17 protein-coding genes are annotated in these 16,315 nt (G+C 70.9%); 5 read left to right on the forward strand and 12 right to left on the reverse strand.

The window, feature by feature from the left end; genetic code table 11:
* Positions 1-82: 82 nt before the first annotated feature.
* Positions 83-1,033: an IS481 family transposase gene (locus QFW77_RS06850; RefSeq protein ID WP_280573693.1), complete on the forward strand. Its 951-nt coding sequence runs from the start codon at positions 83-85 to the stop codon at positions 1,031-1,033.
* On the opposite strand, the gene QFW77_RS06855 is transcribed toward QFW77_RS06850, so the two are convergent.
* From QFW77_RS06855 to QFW77_RS06910, 12 genes are all read right to left on the reverse strand, one after another.
* Positions 1,030-1,674 (reverse strand): glutathione S-transferase family protein, encoded by a 645-nt coding sequence (locus QFW77_RS06855; protein ID WP_280573694.1) that lies wholly within the window; start codon positions 1,672-1,674, stop codon positions 1,030-1,032. The two genes, QFW77_RS06850 and QFW77_RS06855, sit on opposite strands and share 4 nt — an antisense overlap.
* A complete protein-coding gene (locus QFW77_RS06860; RefSeq protein ID WP_280573695.1) occupies positions 1,671-2,147 on the reverse strand; it encodes an SRPBCC family protein in 477 nt (158 codons plus the stop codon). The genes QFW77_RS06855 and QFW77_RS06860 overlap by 4 nt, the downstream gene beginning before the upstream one ends.
* The gene (locus tag QFW77_RS06865) at positions 2,144-2,497 is read right to left on the reverse strand and encodes an ArsR/SmtB family transcription factor (protein WP_280573696.1); all 354 of its coding nucleotides are present in this window, start codon (positions 2,495-2,497) and stop codon (positions 2,144-2,146) included. The genes QFW77_RS06860 and QFW77_RS06865 overlap by 4 nt, the downstream gene beginning before the upstream one ends.
* A 367-nt stretch (positions 2,498-2,864) precedes the next feature.
* Positions 2,865-3,305 carry a BON domain-containing protein gene (locus QFW77_RS06870; protein WP_280573698.1) on the reverse strand — a complete coding sequence of 147 codons (441 nt, stop codon included), beginning with the start codon at positions 3,303-3,305 and terminating at the stop codon, positions 2,865-2,867.
* A 124-nt stretch (positions 3,306-3,429) separates the two neighbouring features.
* Positions 3,430-5,283 (reverse strand): ABC1 kinase family protein, encoded by a 1,854-nt coding sequence (locus QFW77_RS06875; RefSeq protein WP_425603288.1) that lies wholly within the window; start codon positions 5,281-5,283, stop codon positions 3,430-3,432.
* A complete protein-coding gene (locus QFW77_RS06880; RefSeq protein WP_280573700.1) occupies positions 5,177-5,722 on the reverse strand; it encodes a COG4315 family predicted lipoprotein in 546 nt (181 codons plus the stop codon). The genes QFW77_RS06875 and QFW77_RS06880 overlap by 107 nt, the downstream gene beginning before the upstream one ends.
* Before the next feature lie 121 nt (positions 5,723-5,843).
* Positions 5,844-6,266, reverse strand: a complete 423-nt coding sequence (locus tag QFW77_RS06885) for a fluoride efflux transporter FluC (RefSeq protein ID WP_280573702.1) — start codon at positions 6,264-6,266, stop codon at positions 5,844-5,846.
* Positions 6,266-6,652: a fluoride efflux transporter FluC gene (locus QFW77_RS06890; protein ID WP_280573704.1), complete on the reverse strand. Its 387-nt coding sequence runs from the start codon at positions 6,650-6,652 to the stop codon at positions 6,266-6,268. Before QFW77_RS06890 ends, QFW77_RS06885 begins: the two co-directional genes overlap by 1 nt.
* Positions 6,649-8,019: a replication-associated recombination protein A gene (locus tag QFW77_RS06895; RefSeq protein ID WP_280573705.1), complete on the reverse strand. Its 1,371-nt coding sequence runs from the start codon at positions 8,017-8,019 to the stop codon at positions 6,649-6,651. Before QFW77_RS06895 ends, QFW77_RS06890 begins: the two co-directional genes overlap by 4 nt.
* Before the next feature lie 244 nt (positions 8,020-8,263).
* A complete protein-coding gene (lolA, locus tag QFW77_RS06900; protein WP_280573706.1) occupies positions 8,264-8,890 on the reverse strand; it encodes an outer membrane lipoprotein periplasmic chaperone LolA in 627 nt (208 codons plus the stop codon).
* A 129-nt stretch (positions 8,891-9,019) separates the two neighbouring features.
* Positions 9,020-11,371 (reverse strand): DNA translocase FtsK, encoded by a 2,352-nt coding sequence (locus tag QFW77_RS06905; RefSeq protein WP_280573707.1) that lies wholly within the window; start codon positions 11,369-11,371, stop codon positions 9,020-9,022.
* A 106-nt stretch (positions 11,372-11,477) separates the two neighbouring features.
* Positions 11,478-12,548, reverse strand: a complete 1,071-nt coding sequence (locus QFW77_RS06910) for an alanine dehydrogenase (protein WP_280573708.1) — start codon at positions 12,546-12,548, stop codon at positions 11,478-11,480.
* 231 nt (positions 12,549-12,779) lie between these two features.
* On the opposite strand from QFW77_RS06910, the gene trxB reads away from it, so the two are divergent.
* From trxB to infA, 4 genes are all read left to right on the forward strand, one after another.
* Entirely contained in the window at positions 12,780-13,733 is a 954-nt protein-coding gene (trxB, locus tag QFW77_RS06915; protein WP_280573709.1) for a thioredoxin-disulfide reductase, read from the forward strand.
* A gap of 37 nt (positions 13,734-13,770) precedes the next feature.
* A complete protein-coding gene (locus QFW77_RS06920; protein ID WP_280573710.1) occupies positions 13,771-14,934 on the forward strand; it encodes a GNAT family N-acetyltransferase in 1,164 nt (387 codons plus the stop codon).
* 94 nt (positions 14,935-15,028) lie between these two features.
* Positions 15,029-15,787, forward strand: a complete 759-nt coding sequence (gene aat, locus QFW77_RS06925; RefSeq protein ID WP_280573711.1) for a leucyl/phenylalanyl-tRNA--protein transferase — start codon at positions 15,029-15,031, stop codon at positions 15,785-15,787.
* Positions 15,788-15,879: 92 nt separating this feature from the next.
* Entirely contained in the window at positions 15,880-16,098 is a 219-nt protein-coding gene (gene infA, locus QFW77_RS06930) for a translation initiation factor IF-1 (RefSeq protein ID WP_095209467.1), read from the forward strand.
* Positions 16,099-16,315 lie beyond the last annotated feature (217 nt).

Raw genomic sequence — 16,315 nt, forward strand, 5'->3', positions numbered from 1 at the left:
TGTGATCTCTCAGTAGGTTGTTCATCCGGGGTGATCCCGGAACACTGGAGGTGCGACCCATTCAGCACCCCAGGAGCCCCGGATGAACCTGCATAAACATGCCCGTCTTACGCCTCGCGGTCGAGCCCTGCTTGTGGAACGGGTGATCGAGCACGGTCTTCGGGTCGAAGAAGCCGCCCACGCTGCGGGTGTGAGCACTCGAACGGCCTACAAGTGGTTGCGCCGCTTCCGCGAGGAAGGCCCGGGAGGGCTCCAGGACCGTTCGTCGCGCCCGCTTCGCTGCCCCAGTGCCACGCCGGCGCCGGTCGTCGAGCAGGTAGTCGCCCTGCGTCGCCAGCGGCGGACCTATCGCCAGATCTCGCTGGCACTGCCCGTCGGCCGGAGCACGATCGCGCGGCTGATGCGTCGTGCCGGTCTGCATCGACTGGCCGAGCTGGCGCCAGCGCGCCCGGACCACCGCTACGAGTACCCACAGGTGGGTGATCTGTTGCATCTGGACATCAAGAAGCTGGGCCGGTTCTGGCGCCCCGGACATCGCGTCACCGGCGCTCGCCAGGGCACTTCGGATGGCGCCGGTTGGGAGTTCGTCCACCTTGCCATCGACGACCACTCCCGGATCGCCTTCGGTACCGTCGAGAACGACGAACGTGGCACCAGTGCGTGCCGGGCGCTGCTGCAAGCGCTACGGTACTACCGCGGCCTTGGCATCACCTTCGCCCGGGTCATGACCGACAACGGCGCCTGTTACAAGTCCCGGCTGTTCCGCCGGCTCCTGCGCCGACTGGGCCTGCGCCACCTGCGCACGCGCCCCTACACGCCCCGTACCAACGGCAAGGCCGAACGACTGGTCCAGACCACATTGCGCGAGTGGGCTTACGCTCGCTCCTATGACAGCTCAGACCAGCGGCGCCAGGCCCTGCCTCACTGGCTCCATCAGTACAACTGGCATCGACCACATGCCAGCCTCGGCTACCGGCCGCCTATCAGTCGCCTCCAGCGTCCAATGAACAACGTCCTGGGTTTACACAGCTAGGCGGCCTCGCGAAATCCCTGCAGCTGCGCTGCCAGCCCGCGCTGGAAGGCCGGCCGGCTCTCGCAGCGCAGCTTGTAGGCCTGCAGCGTCGGGTACGCATCGAGCAGCGCGCTGTGGTCCAGGATACGCAGCACGTCGGCCATCATCAGGTCGCCCACGGTGAAGCGGCCTTCCAGGTACTCCCTGGCGCCCAGCGCTGCCTCCAGCTGCGCCAGCCGCTCCCGGACCTGGGCCTCGACCTGCGGCCTGCGCTGCCGCGCCCAGGATTCTCCGGCGTGGAAAAAGTCGATGGCGCCCAGCTCCTGGACCGCGGTTTCCACCGTGTTGAGCGCGGCGAACAGCCAGCCGATCGCCCGCGCTCTTCCGGCCGGATCGGTTGGCAGCAAAGCTTCGCTGCGTTCGGCGATGTGGAGGGCGATCGCGCCGCTCTCGAACAACGCCAGGCCGCCCTCCTCGATCGCCGGCGCCTGGCCGAACGGCTGCCGTGCCAGATGCTCGGGCGAGTGCTGTTCCGGCCCCAGCGCCACGGTGCGTACCCGGTACGGCAGATCCGCCTCCTCGAGTGCCCAGCGCACACGCAATGCGCGCATCAGCGGAGCGGCGAAATCGGGAACCCAGGCGTAGGTGGTCAGCGTGATCACGGGTGCAGCCCGGCCCGCTCGGCCACCGCAAAGTTCTCCACGTACAGCTGCTGCTTGTTGAACAGCGAGTCCCAGCCGCCGACGTGGCTGTCGCGCACGGCGGCGCTGGAGAACGGCGCCTGGTGGAACGTCTGGATGGTCCTGCCGTCGCGCTCGGCGAAGCGGACCGTGGCCACGGTATCGAGGTCGCGGCCCGAGTCTTCGTCCCACTGGAAGGTGAAGACGATGCGCCGTTCCGGCTCCACCTCGAGCACCGTGCCGCCGAACTTGCACAGGCCGTACTCAGTCGCCGTCATCGCGCCGCGCCAGGGCCGGCCGGGGGTGAGCTCCCAGTCCAGCTCGACCGTGGTGAATTCCTCCGGGCCCCACCAGCGCATCACGTGCGCCCGATCCGCCCACAGGCGGAACACCAACGCCACCGGGGCATCGAATTCGCGCTCGATCAGCAATTCGTCGTCGCGCAGCTGGCTCATTGCTTCCCTCCTTTTGGGGGTGCGTTGGTGATCTCGTGCAGGTAGCCGTCCATCCGGTCGAAACTGCCCTGCCAGAACCTGCGGTACCTGCCGAGCCAGCCGTCCACCTGTCTCAGCGGGGCGGCCTCCAGCCTGCACGGCCGCCACTGCGCCTCGCGCCCGCGGGAGATCAGGCCCGCCCCCTCCAGCACCTTGAGATGGCGCGAGATCGAGGGCAGCGAGATCTCGAACGGTTCGGCGATCTCGTTCACGGTGGCGGCGCCCAGGCTGAGGCGCGCGAGAATCGCGCGTCGGGTGGGGTCGGCCAGGGCGGATAGCGTCCTGCTCAGCGAGTCGCTGGTGCGGTCCATATTTAGCAAGTTCTCTAATTAGCTTACTTGCTAAATAACATCGGTCGGGTTCGAGGTCAAGGCTTGGATTCTTCCGGCGGGTGGCGCTTCCCGCCCTCCCCGCCCGCCAGGGCCGGCGCGACGCTGCCCGCCCGCGCCTGTCGCCGATGACATCAGACCGGCCGGTGCTGTCTCCGCAACCCGCAGCGGAAAGAACTGCCGGCCGCCGAACACTCGGCCAGCTTCATCATCCGGCCACCGCGCCAAGCCACCCTGATCCCCCGCCCGCCCTGGCTCGGGGGCGACGAAGCTCCAGCCACGAAGCCCGCCCCCTCGCGAGCCGTCCGGCTGCGGCGGCGCGCCACGAACGGCTCGACTCCGCCGGGCGTCACGCCGAACGCAATACGCGTACGCCGAGGCGGTTGTCGACGTCGCGCACCCCGGGCATGTCCGCCACCGCCGACAGCAGCGGTTCGATCTCGCCGGCCAGGGCTTCGCCGCGCAGGCGCACGTGGCCCGAGGCGACGGCGACCTCGATCGCGCGTGGCCGCTCCACCAGGTGGCCGAGTTCGGCGCGGATGCGTTCGTGGAGCTGATCGTCGCCGACCTCGCGCGAGCCCAGCTGCGAGCGCGCCTCGGCGAGGGTGCCCTTGACGTGGTTGACCGCGTGCCGCAGCTGGCCGCGGGCGTAGCTTTCGGCGTCGTGGCCGGTAGCGACGGCGCGGTCGCGCAATCGCGAGCGACGGCTGCGGCCGAGCCGCGGGTCCAACAGGTACATCGCCGCGGCGCCGGCGGCGAACGCGGTGGCGATCCTCAGCAGGTTGGCCATGTCGGAAATCCTCCTTGGGTGCCGTGAAAGGCGGGCGCCTGGCGCCCTTGCGCTGCCGACCCTAGCGGAAACCGCGCTAAGCCCGGGTGAGCGCGTCGCCGCCCTCCCGCGGCCGGGAATGCGGCTAGTCCCGCGGCCCGCCGTCTTCGCGCGGCCGTACCTTGCGGTCGCTGAGCAGCGCCGAGACCACCAGCACGATCGCCAGGGTGGCGGCGATCAGGAACAGCACCAGCGCGAACGCCGGGTACCCGAACAGGGTGCGGCCGGTCTCCACCCGGGTCAGCATCGCCGCGCCGACCACCAGCGCGGCGGTGATGATGCCGGTGGAGATGCGGTTGGCGATCTTCTGCAGGCTTTCCATGAGGTGCGACTCCTCCAGCCCACCGACCTGCACGCGCAGCTTGTTGTCGGCCAGCAGCGAGAGGATGTCGGAGACCTTGCGCGGCGTGCCGCGCAGCAGCGACTGGGTCTCCAGCGCCTCCATCCCCAGCCGCTGCGGCGACATGGAGGACCGCAGCCGTTGGCGCATGATGTCGTAGGCGTGGTCCTCCACCGCGCGCTTGACGTCGAGTTCCGGATCCAGCGCGCCGGCGACCGCCTCCAGGTTGAGCATGGTCTTGCCGAGCAGCGTGGTGGCCACCGGCATGCGCAGCCCGCACACCGTGCCGATGCGGGCGATCTCCAGCAGCAACCGGCCCTCGGTCAGGCCCAGGCGCTCGGAGCGCACCGCGTAGCGCGCCACCAGCTGGGCGACCTGGTGCACGTAGCGGGTCTCGTCGAATCCCTCCAGGCGCGCGCTGATCGCCATCGACTCGATCGCCACGTCCTCGCCGCGCCCGTCCACCGCCGCGAGCACCAGCTTGAGCAGGCGCTCGCGCTGCCGCGGCGGCACGTGGGCCACCATGCCGAAATCGAGCAGCGCCAGGCGCCCCTCGTCGGTGAGCAGCACGTTGCCCGGGTGAGGGTCGGCGTGGATCTCGCCGTGCACGAACACCTGGTCCAGGTAGCCCTTCAGCAGGGCGGTCGCCAGGTCTCCGAACGAGCGCTCGGTACGCTGCAGGCCGCTGATCTCGGTGACCTTGCAGCCCGGCACGTACTCCATGGTGAGCACCCGCCGGGCGGTGTAGTCCCAAACCGGCGCCGGGACGAACAGCTCGGGATAGGCGCGAAAGCGCTCGCGGAAGCGCTCGAGGCTCTCCGCTTCGTCCAGGTAGTCGAGTTCGGCGAGCAGCGCGCGCTGCATCTCGCCGACGATGTCGACGAAGCGCATCCGCTCGCCCAGCGAGGTGAAGCGGTCGGCCCCGCGGGCGAAGGTGTCGAGCACCGCCATGTCGGTGTCGATGGTCGCGGCGACGCCGGGCCGCTGGATCTTCACCGCGACCTGGCGGCCGTCGTGAAGCTCGGCGCGATGTACCTGGGCCAGCGAGGCCGAGCCCAGCGGCTTCTCGTCGAACGAGGCGAACGCCTTGCTCAGGCGCACGCCGAGCTGCTCCTCCAGCACCGGCTGCAGTTCCGAAAAAGGCAGCGGCTGCACGTCGTCCTGCATCCGCTTCAGTGCGTCGAGGAATGCCGGGGCGACCAGGTCGGTGCGGGTGGACAGCGCCTGGCCGATCTTGACGAAGGTCGGGCCGAGCCGCTCGAGGTCGTCGACGAACGCGGCCGCGGCGGCGGCATCGCCGGGACGCCGCCGCGAGGCGACGCCGCCGAACACGCCGGAACGGTGGTGGCGCCAGGCGAACCGCATGAGCCGCGACGACCGGTCGAGCCGGTCCAGATGTTCGGACATTCCCTTACCTTCGGTGGGCCTGCACCGAACGATGGCAGCAGCGTCGTGAATGCGGTGTGCGGCGCCGCCGCCTTGCCCGCCGCGCCTAGCGCTGCGGAACCGCGGGCCCGTGCACCGAGACCAGCGACCACTCGCCCCACTGGTCCTCGACCCCGTGACCCGCGGTGCGTCCCGCGCCGGCGTCGGCGGCATACCGGTACAGCGGCTGGCCATCGTAGGTGACATGCAGCGTGCTGTCCTGGCGCTGGATGGTGCCGAGCAGATCGTTCTGGATCCCCTCGCCCGGTGCTGGCTGCACGTCGCGGGTGGTGACAGGAGGCCAGGCTCCCTCGCAGCGTGTGTCGCAGCGGCTTCCATCGGCGTTGTCATGAAGCATGTAGAGGGCCTGGCCGGAGGCGTCGACCAGGTGGGCCGGGGTGGTGTCGGACGCGGTCACCACCGGCCTGACATCGCCGCCCTGGCCGGCGGCGACCGCGGGATTGGTCGGCATCGGGGTGTCCGGGTCGAGCCCGGGGCGCTCGCCCGGGGCGGCGGTGTCGGCGCGATCTTCCTGGCAGGCCACGAGCGCCGCAGCGGTGGCCAGCGCCAGCAGCAGCAGACGCAGGGGCGTGGATCCGGTGGACGGGTGCATGGCAGGCTCCTCGGCATGTCGATGGCAGTCGGTTCAGTATCGACATGGGTGGCTCGCGGCCGCGTGAACCCGGACGGCGCGTTCGCCGCCCCGGAGCGCCTTGCCTGCCGGGCCGGGGAAGTCAATCGCCCGGCCGGACTGCCGCAGCCGCGACCGCGACGCGCCGCAGCCGGCGCCCGACCGCGTGTCCCGCGACGGCGCCCGCCAGCCACGCCGCGACCGAGCCTGCGAGGATCGCCGCCGCCAATGCCCAGGCGCCGCGCGCCGCGGCCACGAGCAGGTCCGAAGTGAACAGCGAGAAGGTGGTGAACCCTCCGCAGAATCCAGCGCCCACGAACGCGTGACGCGCCGCGGCCGCCTCCCGCCCGGTGTCGGGGGTCGCGGCCGCGTACAGTGCGATCAGCATGGAGCCGGCCACGTTCACGACCAGGGTCGCCCAGGGAAAGGCGCCATTCGCGGCGCCGAACCCCAGCGACACGCCCCAGCGGGCGGCTGCGCCGAGTGCACTCCCGAACGCCACCCATACGGCGAGCGGCAGCCGCATCAGCCCGCCGCCAGCGCGTAGCCGCAGCCGGCCGCGGCGATGCCGGCGGCCAGCGACAACAGTACGTAGCCCGCGGCCTGCCGTCCCCTGCCCGCCTGAGCCAGCATCAGGGTCTGCAGACTGAGCGCGGACACCGTGGTGTAGCTGCCGAGCAGGCCGACCCCCAGCGCCAGCCACAGGGCGCGCGCCTGACCCGGGTCCCCCGGCAGCCATCCCAGCAGCAGGCCGGCGGCGAACGCGCCGCTGGCGTTGACCGCGAGCGTGCCCCAGGGCATGGGTCCGCCGGCTCGTCGCGCGATCCACGAGGCGACCCCGTGACGCAGCGCGCCGCCGAGCGCGCCGCCGAGCATCACGCACGCCAGTTGCGCCCACCAGGGCTCGGTCACTCGGCGGTTCCCCCGTCCCCGTCGCCCGACCGGGCGCCGGCGCGGCGCTCGCGCAGGCGGTCGAGCTTTTCCTTCAGCTTCAGCTCCAGGCCCCGCTCCACCGGTTCGTAATAGCGCCGCTCGCCCAGCGCGTCGGGGAACGCGGTCTGGTCGAGCGCGATGCCGCCGGCGACGTCGTGGTCGTACTGGTAGCCGGCGCCGTAGCCGAGCTGTTTCATGAGCTTGGTGGGGGCGTTGCGCAGGTGCATCGGAACATCCAGGGTGCCGTGCTCGCGCACGTCGCGCCTGGCGGCGCCGAACGCGGCGTAGGCGGCGTTGGACTTGGCGGTGCTGGCCAGGTAGATCGCCAGTTGCGCCAGGGCCAGGTCGCCCTCGGGGCTGCCCAGCCGCTCGTAGGCGTCCCAGGCGTCGATCGACATCTGCAGCGCGCGCGGGTCCGCCAGGCCGATGTCCTCGACCGCCATCCGGGTCAGCCGCCGCGCCAGGTAGCCCGGATCGCAGCCGCCGTCGAGCATCCGCGCCAGCCAGTACAGCGCCCCGTCCGGATGCGAACTGCGCACCGCCTTGTGCAGCGCCGAGATCTGGTCGTAGAACTGCTCGCCGCCCTTGTCGAAGCGGCGGGTGCGGTCGGCCAGCACCTGCTCGAGGGTGGCCGGGGTGATGGTTCCGTCGTCCGCCAGTTCGGCGGCGATCTCCAGCAGGGTGAGGCCGCGGCGCACATCGCCGTCGGCGGCCCGCGCGATCAACGCCAGGGAGTCCGCATCGATGCGGAGTCCGCGCCCGCCGAGACCCCGTTCCCCATCGTCCAGCGCGCGCTGCAGCGCCGCGGCGATGTCTTCCGCCGACACCGCCTCCATCACATGCACCCGGCAGCGCGAGAGCAGCGCCGAGTTGAGCTCGAAGGAAGGATTCTCGGTGGTGGCGCCGACGAACAGGATCGTGCCGCGTTCGATGTGCGGCAGGAACGCGTCCTGCTGGGTCTTGTTGAAGCGGTGCACCTCGTCGACGAACAGCACCGTGCGCCGCCCGCCGGCGAACAGCTGCGCGGCCTCGGCCAGGACCTTGCGTACGTCCGGCAGGCCGGACAGCACCGCCGAGACCGCGCGGAACTCGGCGTCGGCGTAGTGCGCCAGCAGCAGCGCCAGGGTGGTCTTGCCGCAGCCCGGCGGACCCCACAGGATCATCGAGTGGACGCGTCCGGACTCGATCGACTGGCGCAGCGCCGAGCCCGGCGCCAGCAGCCGGCGCTGCCCGACCATCTCGTCGACCGTGCGCGGCCGCATCCGCTCGGCGAGCGGACGCAGCGCGCTGCGGTCCACGCTCAGCAGGTCGTCGCCATCGTTGGTCGGGGGCCGGGTTCTGGGCACCGCGGCATTCTAGCGCCGCAGGTCCAAGGCCGGACTGCGCGCCGCGCGGTCCAACTGAAGCCGCCTGGGACCGTGGCGGAAGGCGGGCCGCGCCTGCGGGCTAATTGATGGGTGGCGCAGGACGCGCCCGGGCGAACGTCCATGGTCTGGACGACGGTGCGACGACCCGCCCCGAACCTCGAACAGCTCTTGCCGTACCGGGGCCCGCCGAGGCGACACCGCGTGAACCGTTCCGGCGGCCCGGTCAGATGTCGCCCACCACGTCCACGCCTTCGGGGGGGTCGTAGCTGAAGGTGCCGGCGGCGAACTCGGGGTTCTTCTTCCAGCCGCTGAAGGCGATCGCGGTGCGCTGGCCGAGTGCGTCCACCACTTCCATCCGCGCCAGGACGTTGCCGTCGAAGCCCAGCCGCGCCGACTGGAAACCCGTCTCCGCATCGCCCTTGGGCGCCACGTCCAGCCACTCCAGCCCATCGGCGCTGCCGGCCTCTTCCACCCGGTAGTCGCGATCCAGCCGTCCGGGTTCGATCAGCACCGCGAGCGGGCTGTTCTGCTCCTCGGTGCTCTGGGGCTGGACCGTCACCTGTTCCAGGTCCGGATCGTAGACCCAGACCCGGCGACCATCGGCGACGATCAGCTGCGGATACGGCTCGACGTATTCCCAGCGGAACAGCCGCGGCGCCGACAGCGCGACCCGGCCGCTGGAACGCTCCTTGACCTGGCCGCGCCCGTCGTAGACCTGCTGCGAGAACCGGCCGTCCAGGCCCTCGAGGTCGCTGGTGAAGCTGTCGAGCGCGTCGCGGGCGCCGGCGAAGGCGCTGCCGGTGAAACAGGCCGCGGCCAGGAAGGCCAGGACACGTGAGGTGCGGGTCATCGGAAGGCTCCGGTGGTTCTGATGCGGCGAGTGTGCGAAGTGACGGCTGAACGAGGACTCATCGGCCACACACCCCCGTAGGAGCGTGCCATGCACGCGATGGCCGGTGTGCGCGGGACCAGCGGGCCGTCACTTCGGCGGCGGCGGCGCCAGTACGCTGCGGTCGCCGTTGTGTTCGGGGGGGCTGACCACGCCCGCGGCCTCCATTGCCTCGACCAGGCGCGCGGCGCGGTTGTAGCCGATCTTCAGCCGCCGCTGCACCCCCGAGATCGACGCCCGGCGGGTCTCCGTGACCACCCGCACCGCGTCGTCGTACAGCGGGTCGGATTCGTCCCCTGCCCCGCCGCCGCTCTCCGGCAGACCGGTGGGGCCGACCACCACGCCGTCGCCCATGCTCTGGGTCTCCTCCAGCACCCCCTCGATGTAGTCGGGGCCGCCGCCGGCCTGCTTGAGGTGGTCGACCACGCGGTGCACCTCCTCGTCGGAAACGAAGGCGCCGTGCACGCGCTCCGGCAGCGCGGTGCCCGGCGGCAGGTACAGCATGTCGCCGTGGCCGAGCAGGGTCTCGGCGCCGGACTGGTCGAGGATGGTGCGCGAGTCGATCTTGGAGCTGACCTGGAAGGCGATGCGGGTCGGGATGTTGGCCTTGATCAGGCCGGTGATGACGTCGACCGACGGCCTTTGCGTGGCCAGGATCAGGTGGATGCCGGCCGCGCGCGCCTTCTGCGCCAGCCGCGCGATGAGCTCCTCCACCTTCTTGCCGACGATCATCATCATGTCGGCGAACTCGTCGATGAACACGACGATGTACGGCAGCGGCTCCAGCGGCTGCGCCACCTCACTGCTGTCGGGCTCGGGCCGGAACAGCGGGTCGAGCAGCGGCTGCCCGCCGTCCTGGGCGTCCTTCACCTTCTTGTTGAAGCCGGCGAGGTTGCGCACGCCGACCGCGCTCATCAGCTTGTAGCGGCGCTCCATCTCCGCCACGCACCAGCGCAGGCCGTTGGCGGCCTCCTTCATGTCCGTGACCACCGGCGCCAGCAGGTGCGGGATGCCCTGGTAGACGCTGAGCTCGAGCATCTTCGGGTCGATCATCAGCATCCGCACGTCCTTGGCGGAGGCCTTGTACAGCAGGCTCAGCACCATCGCGTTGACCGCCACCGACTTGCCCGAACCGGTGGTGCCGGCCACCAGCAGATGCGGCATGCGCGCCAGGTCGGCCACGGTGGGCCGGCCGGCGATGTCCTTGCCCAGCGCCAGGGTCAGCGGGCTGCCGGACTTGTCGTACTCCTTGGAGCGCAGCAGCTCGCTGAGGTAGATCATCTCGCGCTTGGTGTTCGGCGTTTCCAGGCCGATGACCGACTTGCCGGGGATCACGTCGACCACGCGCACCGACTTCACCGACAGGCCGCGGGCGATGTCCTTGTCCAGCGAGCTGATCTGGCTGACCTTGATGCCCGGCGCAGGCTCGATCTCGAAGCGGGTGATCACCGGCCCGGGATAGGCGCCGACCACCTGGGCCTCGATGCGGAAGTCCTTGAGCTTGAACTCGATCTGCCTCGACAGCGTTTCGAGGGTCTGCTCGTCGTAGCCCTTCGGCTGCGGCTTGGGATCGTCGAGCAGCGCAAGCGGGGGGATCCCCGAGCCGTCGCCGACGTGGAACAGCGGAATCTGCTGCTCGCGGCGGGCGCGGTCGCTCTTCTCCACCTGCGCCGGCGCCGGCGGCTCGATCTTGACCGGCGCGCGCTTGGCGCGCTGCTCGGTGTCGACCTTGCGGGTTTCCTCGCGCTCCTCGCGCCAGTCGCGGGCGCGCTTCCAGTCGCCGGCCTGCTTGCTGCCACGGCGCAGCAGCGCCGGCAACTGCAGGGTCCACTGGCCGATGCGGTCCATCACCGCCAGCCACGACAGCCCGGTGGCCAGGGTGATCGAAACCAGCAGCAGCGCGAGCAGGAACAGGTTGCCGCCGACCGGCCCGAAGCCGCCGTAGAGGGAATTGCCGACCAGGCGCCCGAGGATGCCGCCGCCGCCGGCGGACAGGTCCACCGCGTTCGGCACCCGCAGCGCCAGCAGCCCGGTCGCGGAGACCAGGAAGCCGACGATGCCCACCAGGCGCAGCGCGGGCCCGAGATCGGCGCGGCCGTCGCCGTCCTGGTCCATGCCGAACAGCGCGATCCAGGCGATCGCACCCAGCATCACCGGCAGCAGGTAGGCCACGTAGCCGCACAGGTGCAGCAGCACGTCGGCCAGCCATGCGCCGACCGGGCCGCCGACGTTGTTGAGCGGCGCGGTCACGCTGCCGGAGCGCGACCAGCCGGGGTCCTCCGGCGAGAAGGTGACCAGGCTGGCGAGCAGGTACAGCAGCAGCGGCGCGATCACGATCAGCGCGATGTCGCGCCACAGCCGCTGCCGGCGCGGGTTCGGGGCCGTCGCCTGCTTCGCCGTGCCGCGTTGTCGCCTGCTGCGTTCCTGGAGCGGTCGTGCCACCGTGCGTTTTTACCTTAGGACTGCGACCTAGATGGTTGATCTTAAGGGAAGAACCGGGCTCGCGCGAACGGGATCGCGGGCCGGCCGCGACCCCGCTCCCGGGCCGTCAGGCCGAAGCCATGCCCTGCAGCGCCGGATGCACCAGCCGCCCCGCCTCGACGTTGATGCCGCGGCCCAGCGCCTGGTTGTCGCGCCAGCCGCCCGAGGCGAGCTTGCTGACCCACGGCAGGATCGCCGCGCAGATCGCCTGCGAGCTGGTCTGCGGAACCGAGCCCGGCATGTTGGTGACGCAGAAGTGGGCCACGCCCTCCTCCACGTAGGTCGGTTCGGCCCAGGTGGTCGGCCGCGAGGTCTCGAAGCAGCCGCCCTGGTCGATGGAGATGTCGGCCACCACGCTGCCGTCCTCCATGCCGCGCAGCATCTCGCGGGTCAGCACATGCGGCGCCCGCGCGCCCGGGATCAGCACCGCGCCGATGACCAGGTCGGCGGCGGCGACCTCGCGCGCCACCAGGTCGTCGTACGGATACAGCGCGGTGACGTTGGCGCCCAGCGCCATCATCTGCGCCATCCGGTCCTGGCGCTTCTCGAACACCACCACGTTGGTGCCGCCGGCCGCCAGCAGCGCGGCGGAGGCGCCACCGGCCATGCCCGCACCGAACACCACCGCCTTGCCGCGGCCGGTGGAAGGCAGGCCGCCGAGCAGCTTGCCCTTGCCGCCATTGGGCTGGTGCAGCAGCGTGGTGCCGACCTGCGCCGCGATCTTGCCGGCGATGATCGACATCGGCGCCAGCAGCGGCAGGTCGCCGTTGTCGAGTTCGACGGTCTCGAACGCGACGCCGGTCAGGCCGATCTCGAGCAACCGGCCGGTGAGCTCGGGCTCGGCCGCCAGGTGCAGGTAGCAGAACAGCAGGTGGTCCTTGCGCAGGTGCTGCAGGTCGCCGGCGATCGGCTCCTTGACCTTGACGATCAGCTCGCCCTTCTCGTACAGCGCGGCGGCGTCGGGCGCGATCTTCACCCCGAGCCGGGTGTAGGCCTCGTCGGCGAATCCGGACTTGAGCCCGGCGCCCTGTTCCAGCCACACCTCGTGGCCGCGGTTGATGAGGTCGCCCGCGGCGGCGGGCACCAGCGCCACGCGGCCCTCGAGGGTCTTGGTTTCCTTCGGAACTCCGATACGCATCGCACCTGTCTCCGGCTTGCGGGAAGCGGCACGCGGCCGCCATCGTCACGCTTACGAAAAACCCGCGCATCGGATGCGCGGGCCGCTGGACCGCGCATCCGGCCTGCGCCGGGCGTCGCGGATCGAACTGATTGTTCCGGCCGCGCATCCCGCGCGCGCCTTGTGTTGCCGCCGTCGCGCCGCCAAGCTATGCGCTTCGAAACGCCGCGACTCCATGGCCTGCGAGTATACATGAGCACCCCCAAGCACTGCCGCCTGCTGATCCTCGGTTCCGGTCCCGCCGGTTGGACCGCCGCCGTCTACGCAGCCCGCGCCAACCTCCGCCCGGTGGTGGTCACCGGCCTGCAGATGGGCGGACAGCTCATGACCACCACCGAGGTGGACAACTGGCCGGGCGATGCCCACGGCCTGATGGGCCCCGACCTGATGGCGCGGATGCAGGCGCATGCCGAGCGCTTCGAGACCGAGGTGGTGTTCGACCACGTGCATTCCGCCGACTTGTCGCAGCGGCCGTTCCGGCTCAAGGGCGACAACGGCGAGTACACCGCGGACGCGCTGGTCATCGCCACCGGCGCCACCGCCAAGTACCTGGGGCTGCCGTCCGAGGAGGCCTTCAAGGGGCGCGGCGTGTCGGCCTGTGCCACCTGCGACGGGTTCTTCTACAAGGACCAGGACGTGGCCGTGGTCGGCGGCGGCAACACCGCGGTCGAGGAGGCGCTGTACCTGTCCAACATCGCCCGCAAGGTCTACCTGGTGCATCGCCGCGACACCCTTCGCGCCGAGAAGATCATGCAGGACAAGCTGTTCGCCAAGATCCAGGCGGGGAAGATCGAGCCGGTCTGGCACCACGTGGTCGACGAGGTGCTGGGAAACGACGCCGGGGTGACCGGGCTGCGGGTGAAGTCGGTGCAGGACGGCGGCACCCGCGAGCTCGACGTGCACGGGTTCTTCGTCGCCATCGGCCACACCCCCAACACCTCGCTGTTCGAGGGCCAGCTGGCGATGAACAACGGCTACCTGGAGATCCGCTCAGGGCTGGGCGGGGGCGCCACCGAGACCTCGGTTGCGGGGGTGTTCGCCGCCGGCGACGTCGCCGACCAGCACTATCGCCAGGCGATCACCTCGGCCGGATTCGGGTGCATGGCGGCGCTGGACGCGGAGAGGTTCCTCGACAAGGGCGAGTGACCGGGCGCGCCGTTCGCCCCGCCGGAGGCCGATCCCGATGCCCACCGCGCGCCTGCACGCCTCGCTCGAGGAGATCCCCGCCGCCGCCTGGGACGGGCTGCACGATGGCGGCAATCCCTTCGTGGCGCATGCCTTCCTGTCGGGGCTAGAGCGGCACGGCTGCCTGCGCGCGGACTGGGGTTGGGCCCCGCGCCACCTGGGCCTCTGGGAGGGCGATGCGCTGGTGGCGGCGGCGCCCGGATATCTGAAGGAGAACTCGCACGGCGAGTTCGTGTTCGACCACGCCTGGGCCCACGCCTATGCGCGCCACGGCCGCGAGTACTTCCCCAAGTGGCTGTGCGCGGTGCCCTATTCCCCGGTCACCGGTCCGCGGCTGCTGGCGCGCGACGGCGCCACCCGGCGGGCGCTGCTGGGCGCGATCCTCGCCTCCACCCGCGCCGGCGGGCTGTCCTCGGCGCACGTCAACTTCCACACCGCCGCCGAGGACACGGCGTTCGGCGAGGACTGGTTGCAGCGGATCGACGTGCAGTACCACTGGCGCAACGATGCCGGCTGGCGCGACTTCGGCGATTTCCTCGCGGCGCTCAGCCACAAGCGCCGCAAGAACATCCGCCAGGAGCGGGCCCGGGTGGCGCGCGCCGGAGTGACCTTCCGGGTGCTGCACGGCGACGAGGCCGGCCCGGAAGACCTCGCGGCGATCCATGGCTTCTATCTGCAGACCTTCGCCGAGTACGGCAATTCGCCGGCGCTGACGTTCGATTTCCTGCGCCACCTGGCCGCGACGATGCCGCGCGCCCTGGTGCTGGTGCTGGCCGATCTCGACGGCGGACCGGTGGCGGGTGCGCTGTGCCTGCGCGGGGGCGACGCTCTCTACGGGCGCTATTGGGGCGCGGCCCACGCCATTCCCGGCCTGCATTTCGAGACCTGCTACTACCAGGGCATCGAGTACTGCCTGCGGCATGGCCTGCGCCGCTTCGAACCCGGCGCCCAGGGGGAACACAAGATCCCCCGCGGCTTCCTGCCGACCTTCGTGCGCAGCCGGCACTGGATCGCCGATCCGGCGTTCGCCGAAGCGCTGCGGCGCTGGTGCGCCGAGGAGGCCGCCTCGGTCCGAGGCTACAAGGCGGTGCTGGACGGCCACGCGCCGTTCAAGGCCGAGGCGGATCCGGGGAACCTTGCCGTGGTGCGCCGGGATCCGTAGCGCAGTGCCCGGCACGAGCGTGCCGGTTGGCGCAGACTGTCCGCCGCCGCCGCCACCCGGGCCCGCGCACCGTTCCCTGCCCCACCGTCCCGCCATGCAAACACTCCCCGCCCTGCTCCCCCCCGACCCCGAGGCGCCGTTTCCGCCGGCGGAATCGGCGCTGCGCGAACCGGACGGGCTGCTGGCGATCGGCGGCGACCTGTCCCCCGCCCGGCTGCTCAATGCCTACCGCCGCGGCATCTTTCCCTGGTATTCGCAGGGCCAGCCGATCCTGTGGTGGTCGCCGGACCCGCGCATGGTGTTCGACACCGCGCGGATCCGCCTGCCTTCGCGTTTCCGGCGCAGCCTCCGCGGCAGCGGCTGGTCGGTCCGCGCCGACACCGCCTTCGACCGGGTGATCCGCGGCTGCGCAGAGACGCCGCGCCCCGGGCAGCACGGCACCTGGATCACCCCCGCGATGCAGGCCGCGTACCGGGCGCTGCACCGGCACGGGCATGCCCACAGCGTGGAGGTGTTCGACGGCGAGCGCCTGGTCGGGGGCCTCTATGGGGTGGCGGTGGGGCGGATGTTCTTCGGCGAGAGCATGTTCAGTGGGGTCTCTGGCGGGTCCCGGGCGGCACTGGCGGCCCTGGCGTGGCGCCTGCGCGCCTGGGGCTGGCCGCTGATCGACGCGCAGGTCGAGAACCCGCACCTCTTGCGGCTCGGCGCGCGCCACTGCGCCCGGCCGGAGTTCCTGGCCGCGGTGGCCGAGCTGACCGGGCTGCCGGGTCGGACGGGCAGCTGGACCGACGCGTTCGGGACGCCGACCGCGGCGGAGCTGGCGGCATCCGCCGCCACGGGCCACACCGCTTAACGGAACTTTTGCGTATCCGGGTGGCGCGTGGCAGAATGACGCGCTTTTTCCGGGGGCGGAAATCTTTCCCCCTCCCCAACCGATCAGGACGCATGGCGAAAGACGACGTCATAGAATTCGAAGGCACCGTCTCCGAGACCCTCCCGAACACGATGTTCCGGGTGAAGCTGGAGAACGGCCACGAGATCATCGCCCACATCTCCGGCAGGATGCGCAAGCACTACATCCGCATCCTCACCGGCGACCGGGTCAAGGTGGAAATGACCCCCTACGACCTGACGAAGGGGCGGATCACCTACCGGATGAAGTGACCGAAGGCGGCATTGGTGATTCGTGATTGGTGATTCGTAACGGCGGGTCCGCCCGCGCGGCAACCGAGGTCGAGCCGTCACGATCGGGTCGCCGACCGATCATCGCCGACCAGCAAAAAGATCCCGGGCAATGCCCGGGATCTTGCTTTCGGCTCGTTGGATTGGTCGCTCGGCGACTGGCGCTTGCTCTTTGGAATCGCCCATCGCCAATCCCGAA

It is taken from the genome of Luteimonas endophytica, assembly GCF_029887875.1.
Classification (GTDB): Bacteria; Pseudomonadota; Gammaproteobacteria; order Xanthomonadales; family Xanthomonadaceae; genus Luteimonas; species Luteimonas endophytica.

Bases quoted from the DNA above. Each gene is read 5' to 3' on its own strand.
- QFW77_RS06875 (WP_425603288.1), bottom strand. From the start codon at position 5,283: ATGCCGCCGACGCCGGCGCGGGACGCACCGCGGGTCACGGGGTCGAGG.
- QFW77_RS06865 (WP_280573696.1), bottom strand. From the start codon at position 2,497: ATGGACCGCACCAGCGACTCGCTGAGCAGGACGCTATCCGCCCTGGCC.
- QFW77_RS06910 (WP_280573708.1), bottom strand. From the start codon at position 12,548: ATGCGTATCGGAGTTCCGAAGGAAACCAAGACCCTCGAGGGCCGCGTG.
- aat (WP_280573711.1), top strand. From the start codon at position 15,029: ATGCAAACACTCCCCGCCCTGCTCCCCCCCGACCCCGAGGCGCCGTTT.
- QFW77_RS06860 (WP_280573695.1), bottom strand. From the start codon at position 2,147: ATGAGCCAGCTGCGCGACGACGAATTGCTGATCGAGCGCGAATTCGAT.
- QFW77_RS06850 (WP_280573693.1), top strand. From the start codon at position 83: ATGAACCTGCATAAACATGCCCGTCTTACGCCTCGCGGTCGAGCCCTG.
- QFW77_RS06920 (WP_280573710.1), top strand. From the start codon at position 13,771: ATGCCCACCGCGCGCCTGCACGCCTCGCTCGAGGAGATCCCCGCCGCC.
- infA (WP_095209467.1), top strand. From the start codon at position 15,880: ATGGCGAAAGACGACGTCATAGAATTCGAAGGCACCGTCTCCGAGACC.
- QFW77_RS06885 (WP_280573702.1), bottom strand. From the start codon at position 6,266: ATGCGGCTGCCGCTCGCCGTATGGGTGGCGTTCGGGAGTGCACTCGGC.
- QFW77_RS06870 (WP_280573698.1), bottom strand. From the start codon at position 3,305: ATGGCCAACCTGCTGAGGATCGCCACCGCGTTCGCCGCCGGCGCCGCG.
- QFW77_RS06880 (WP_280573700.1), bottom strand. From the start codon at position 5,722: ATGCACCCGTCCACCGGATCCACGCCCCTGCGTCTGCTGCTGCTGGCG.
- lolA (WP_280573706.1), bottom strand. From the start codon at position 8,890: ATGACCCGCACCTCACGTGTCCTGGCCTTCCTGGCCGCGGCCTGTTTC.
- trxB (WP_280573709.1), top strand. From the start codon at position 12,780: ATGAGCACCCCCAAGCACTGCCGCCTGCTGATCCTCGGTTCCGGTCCC.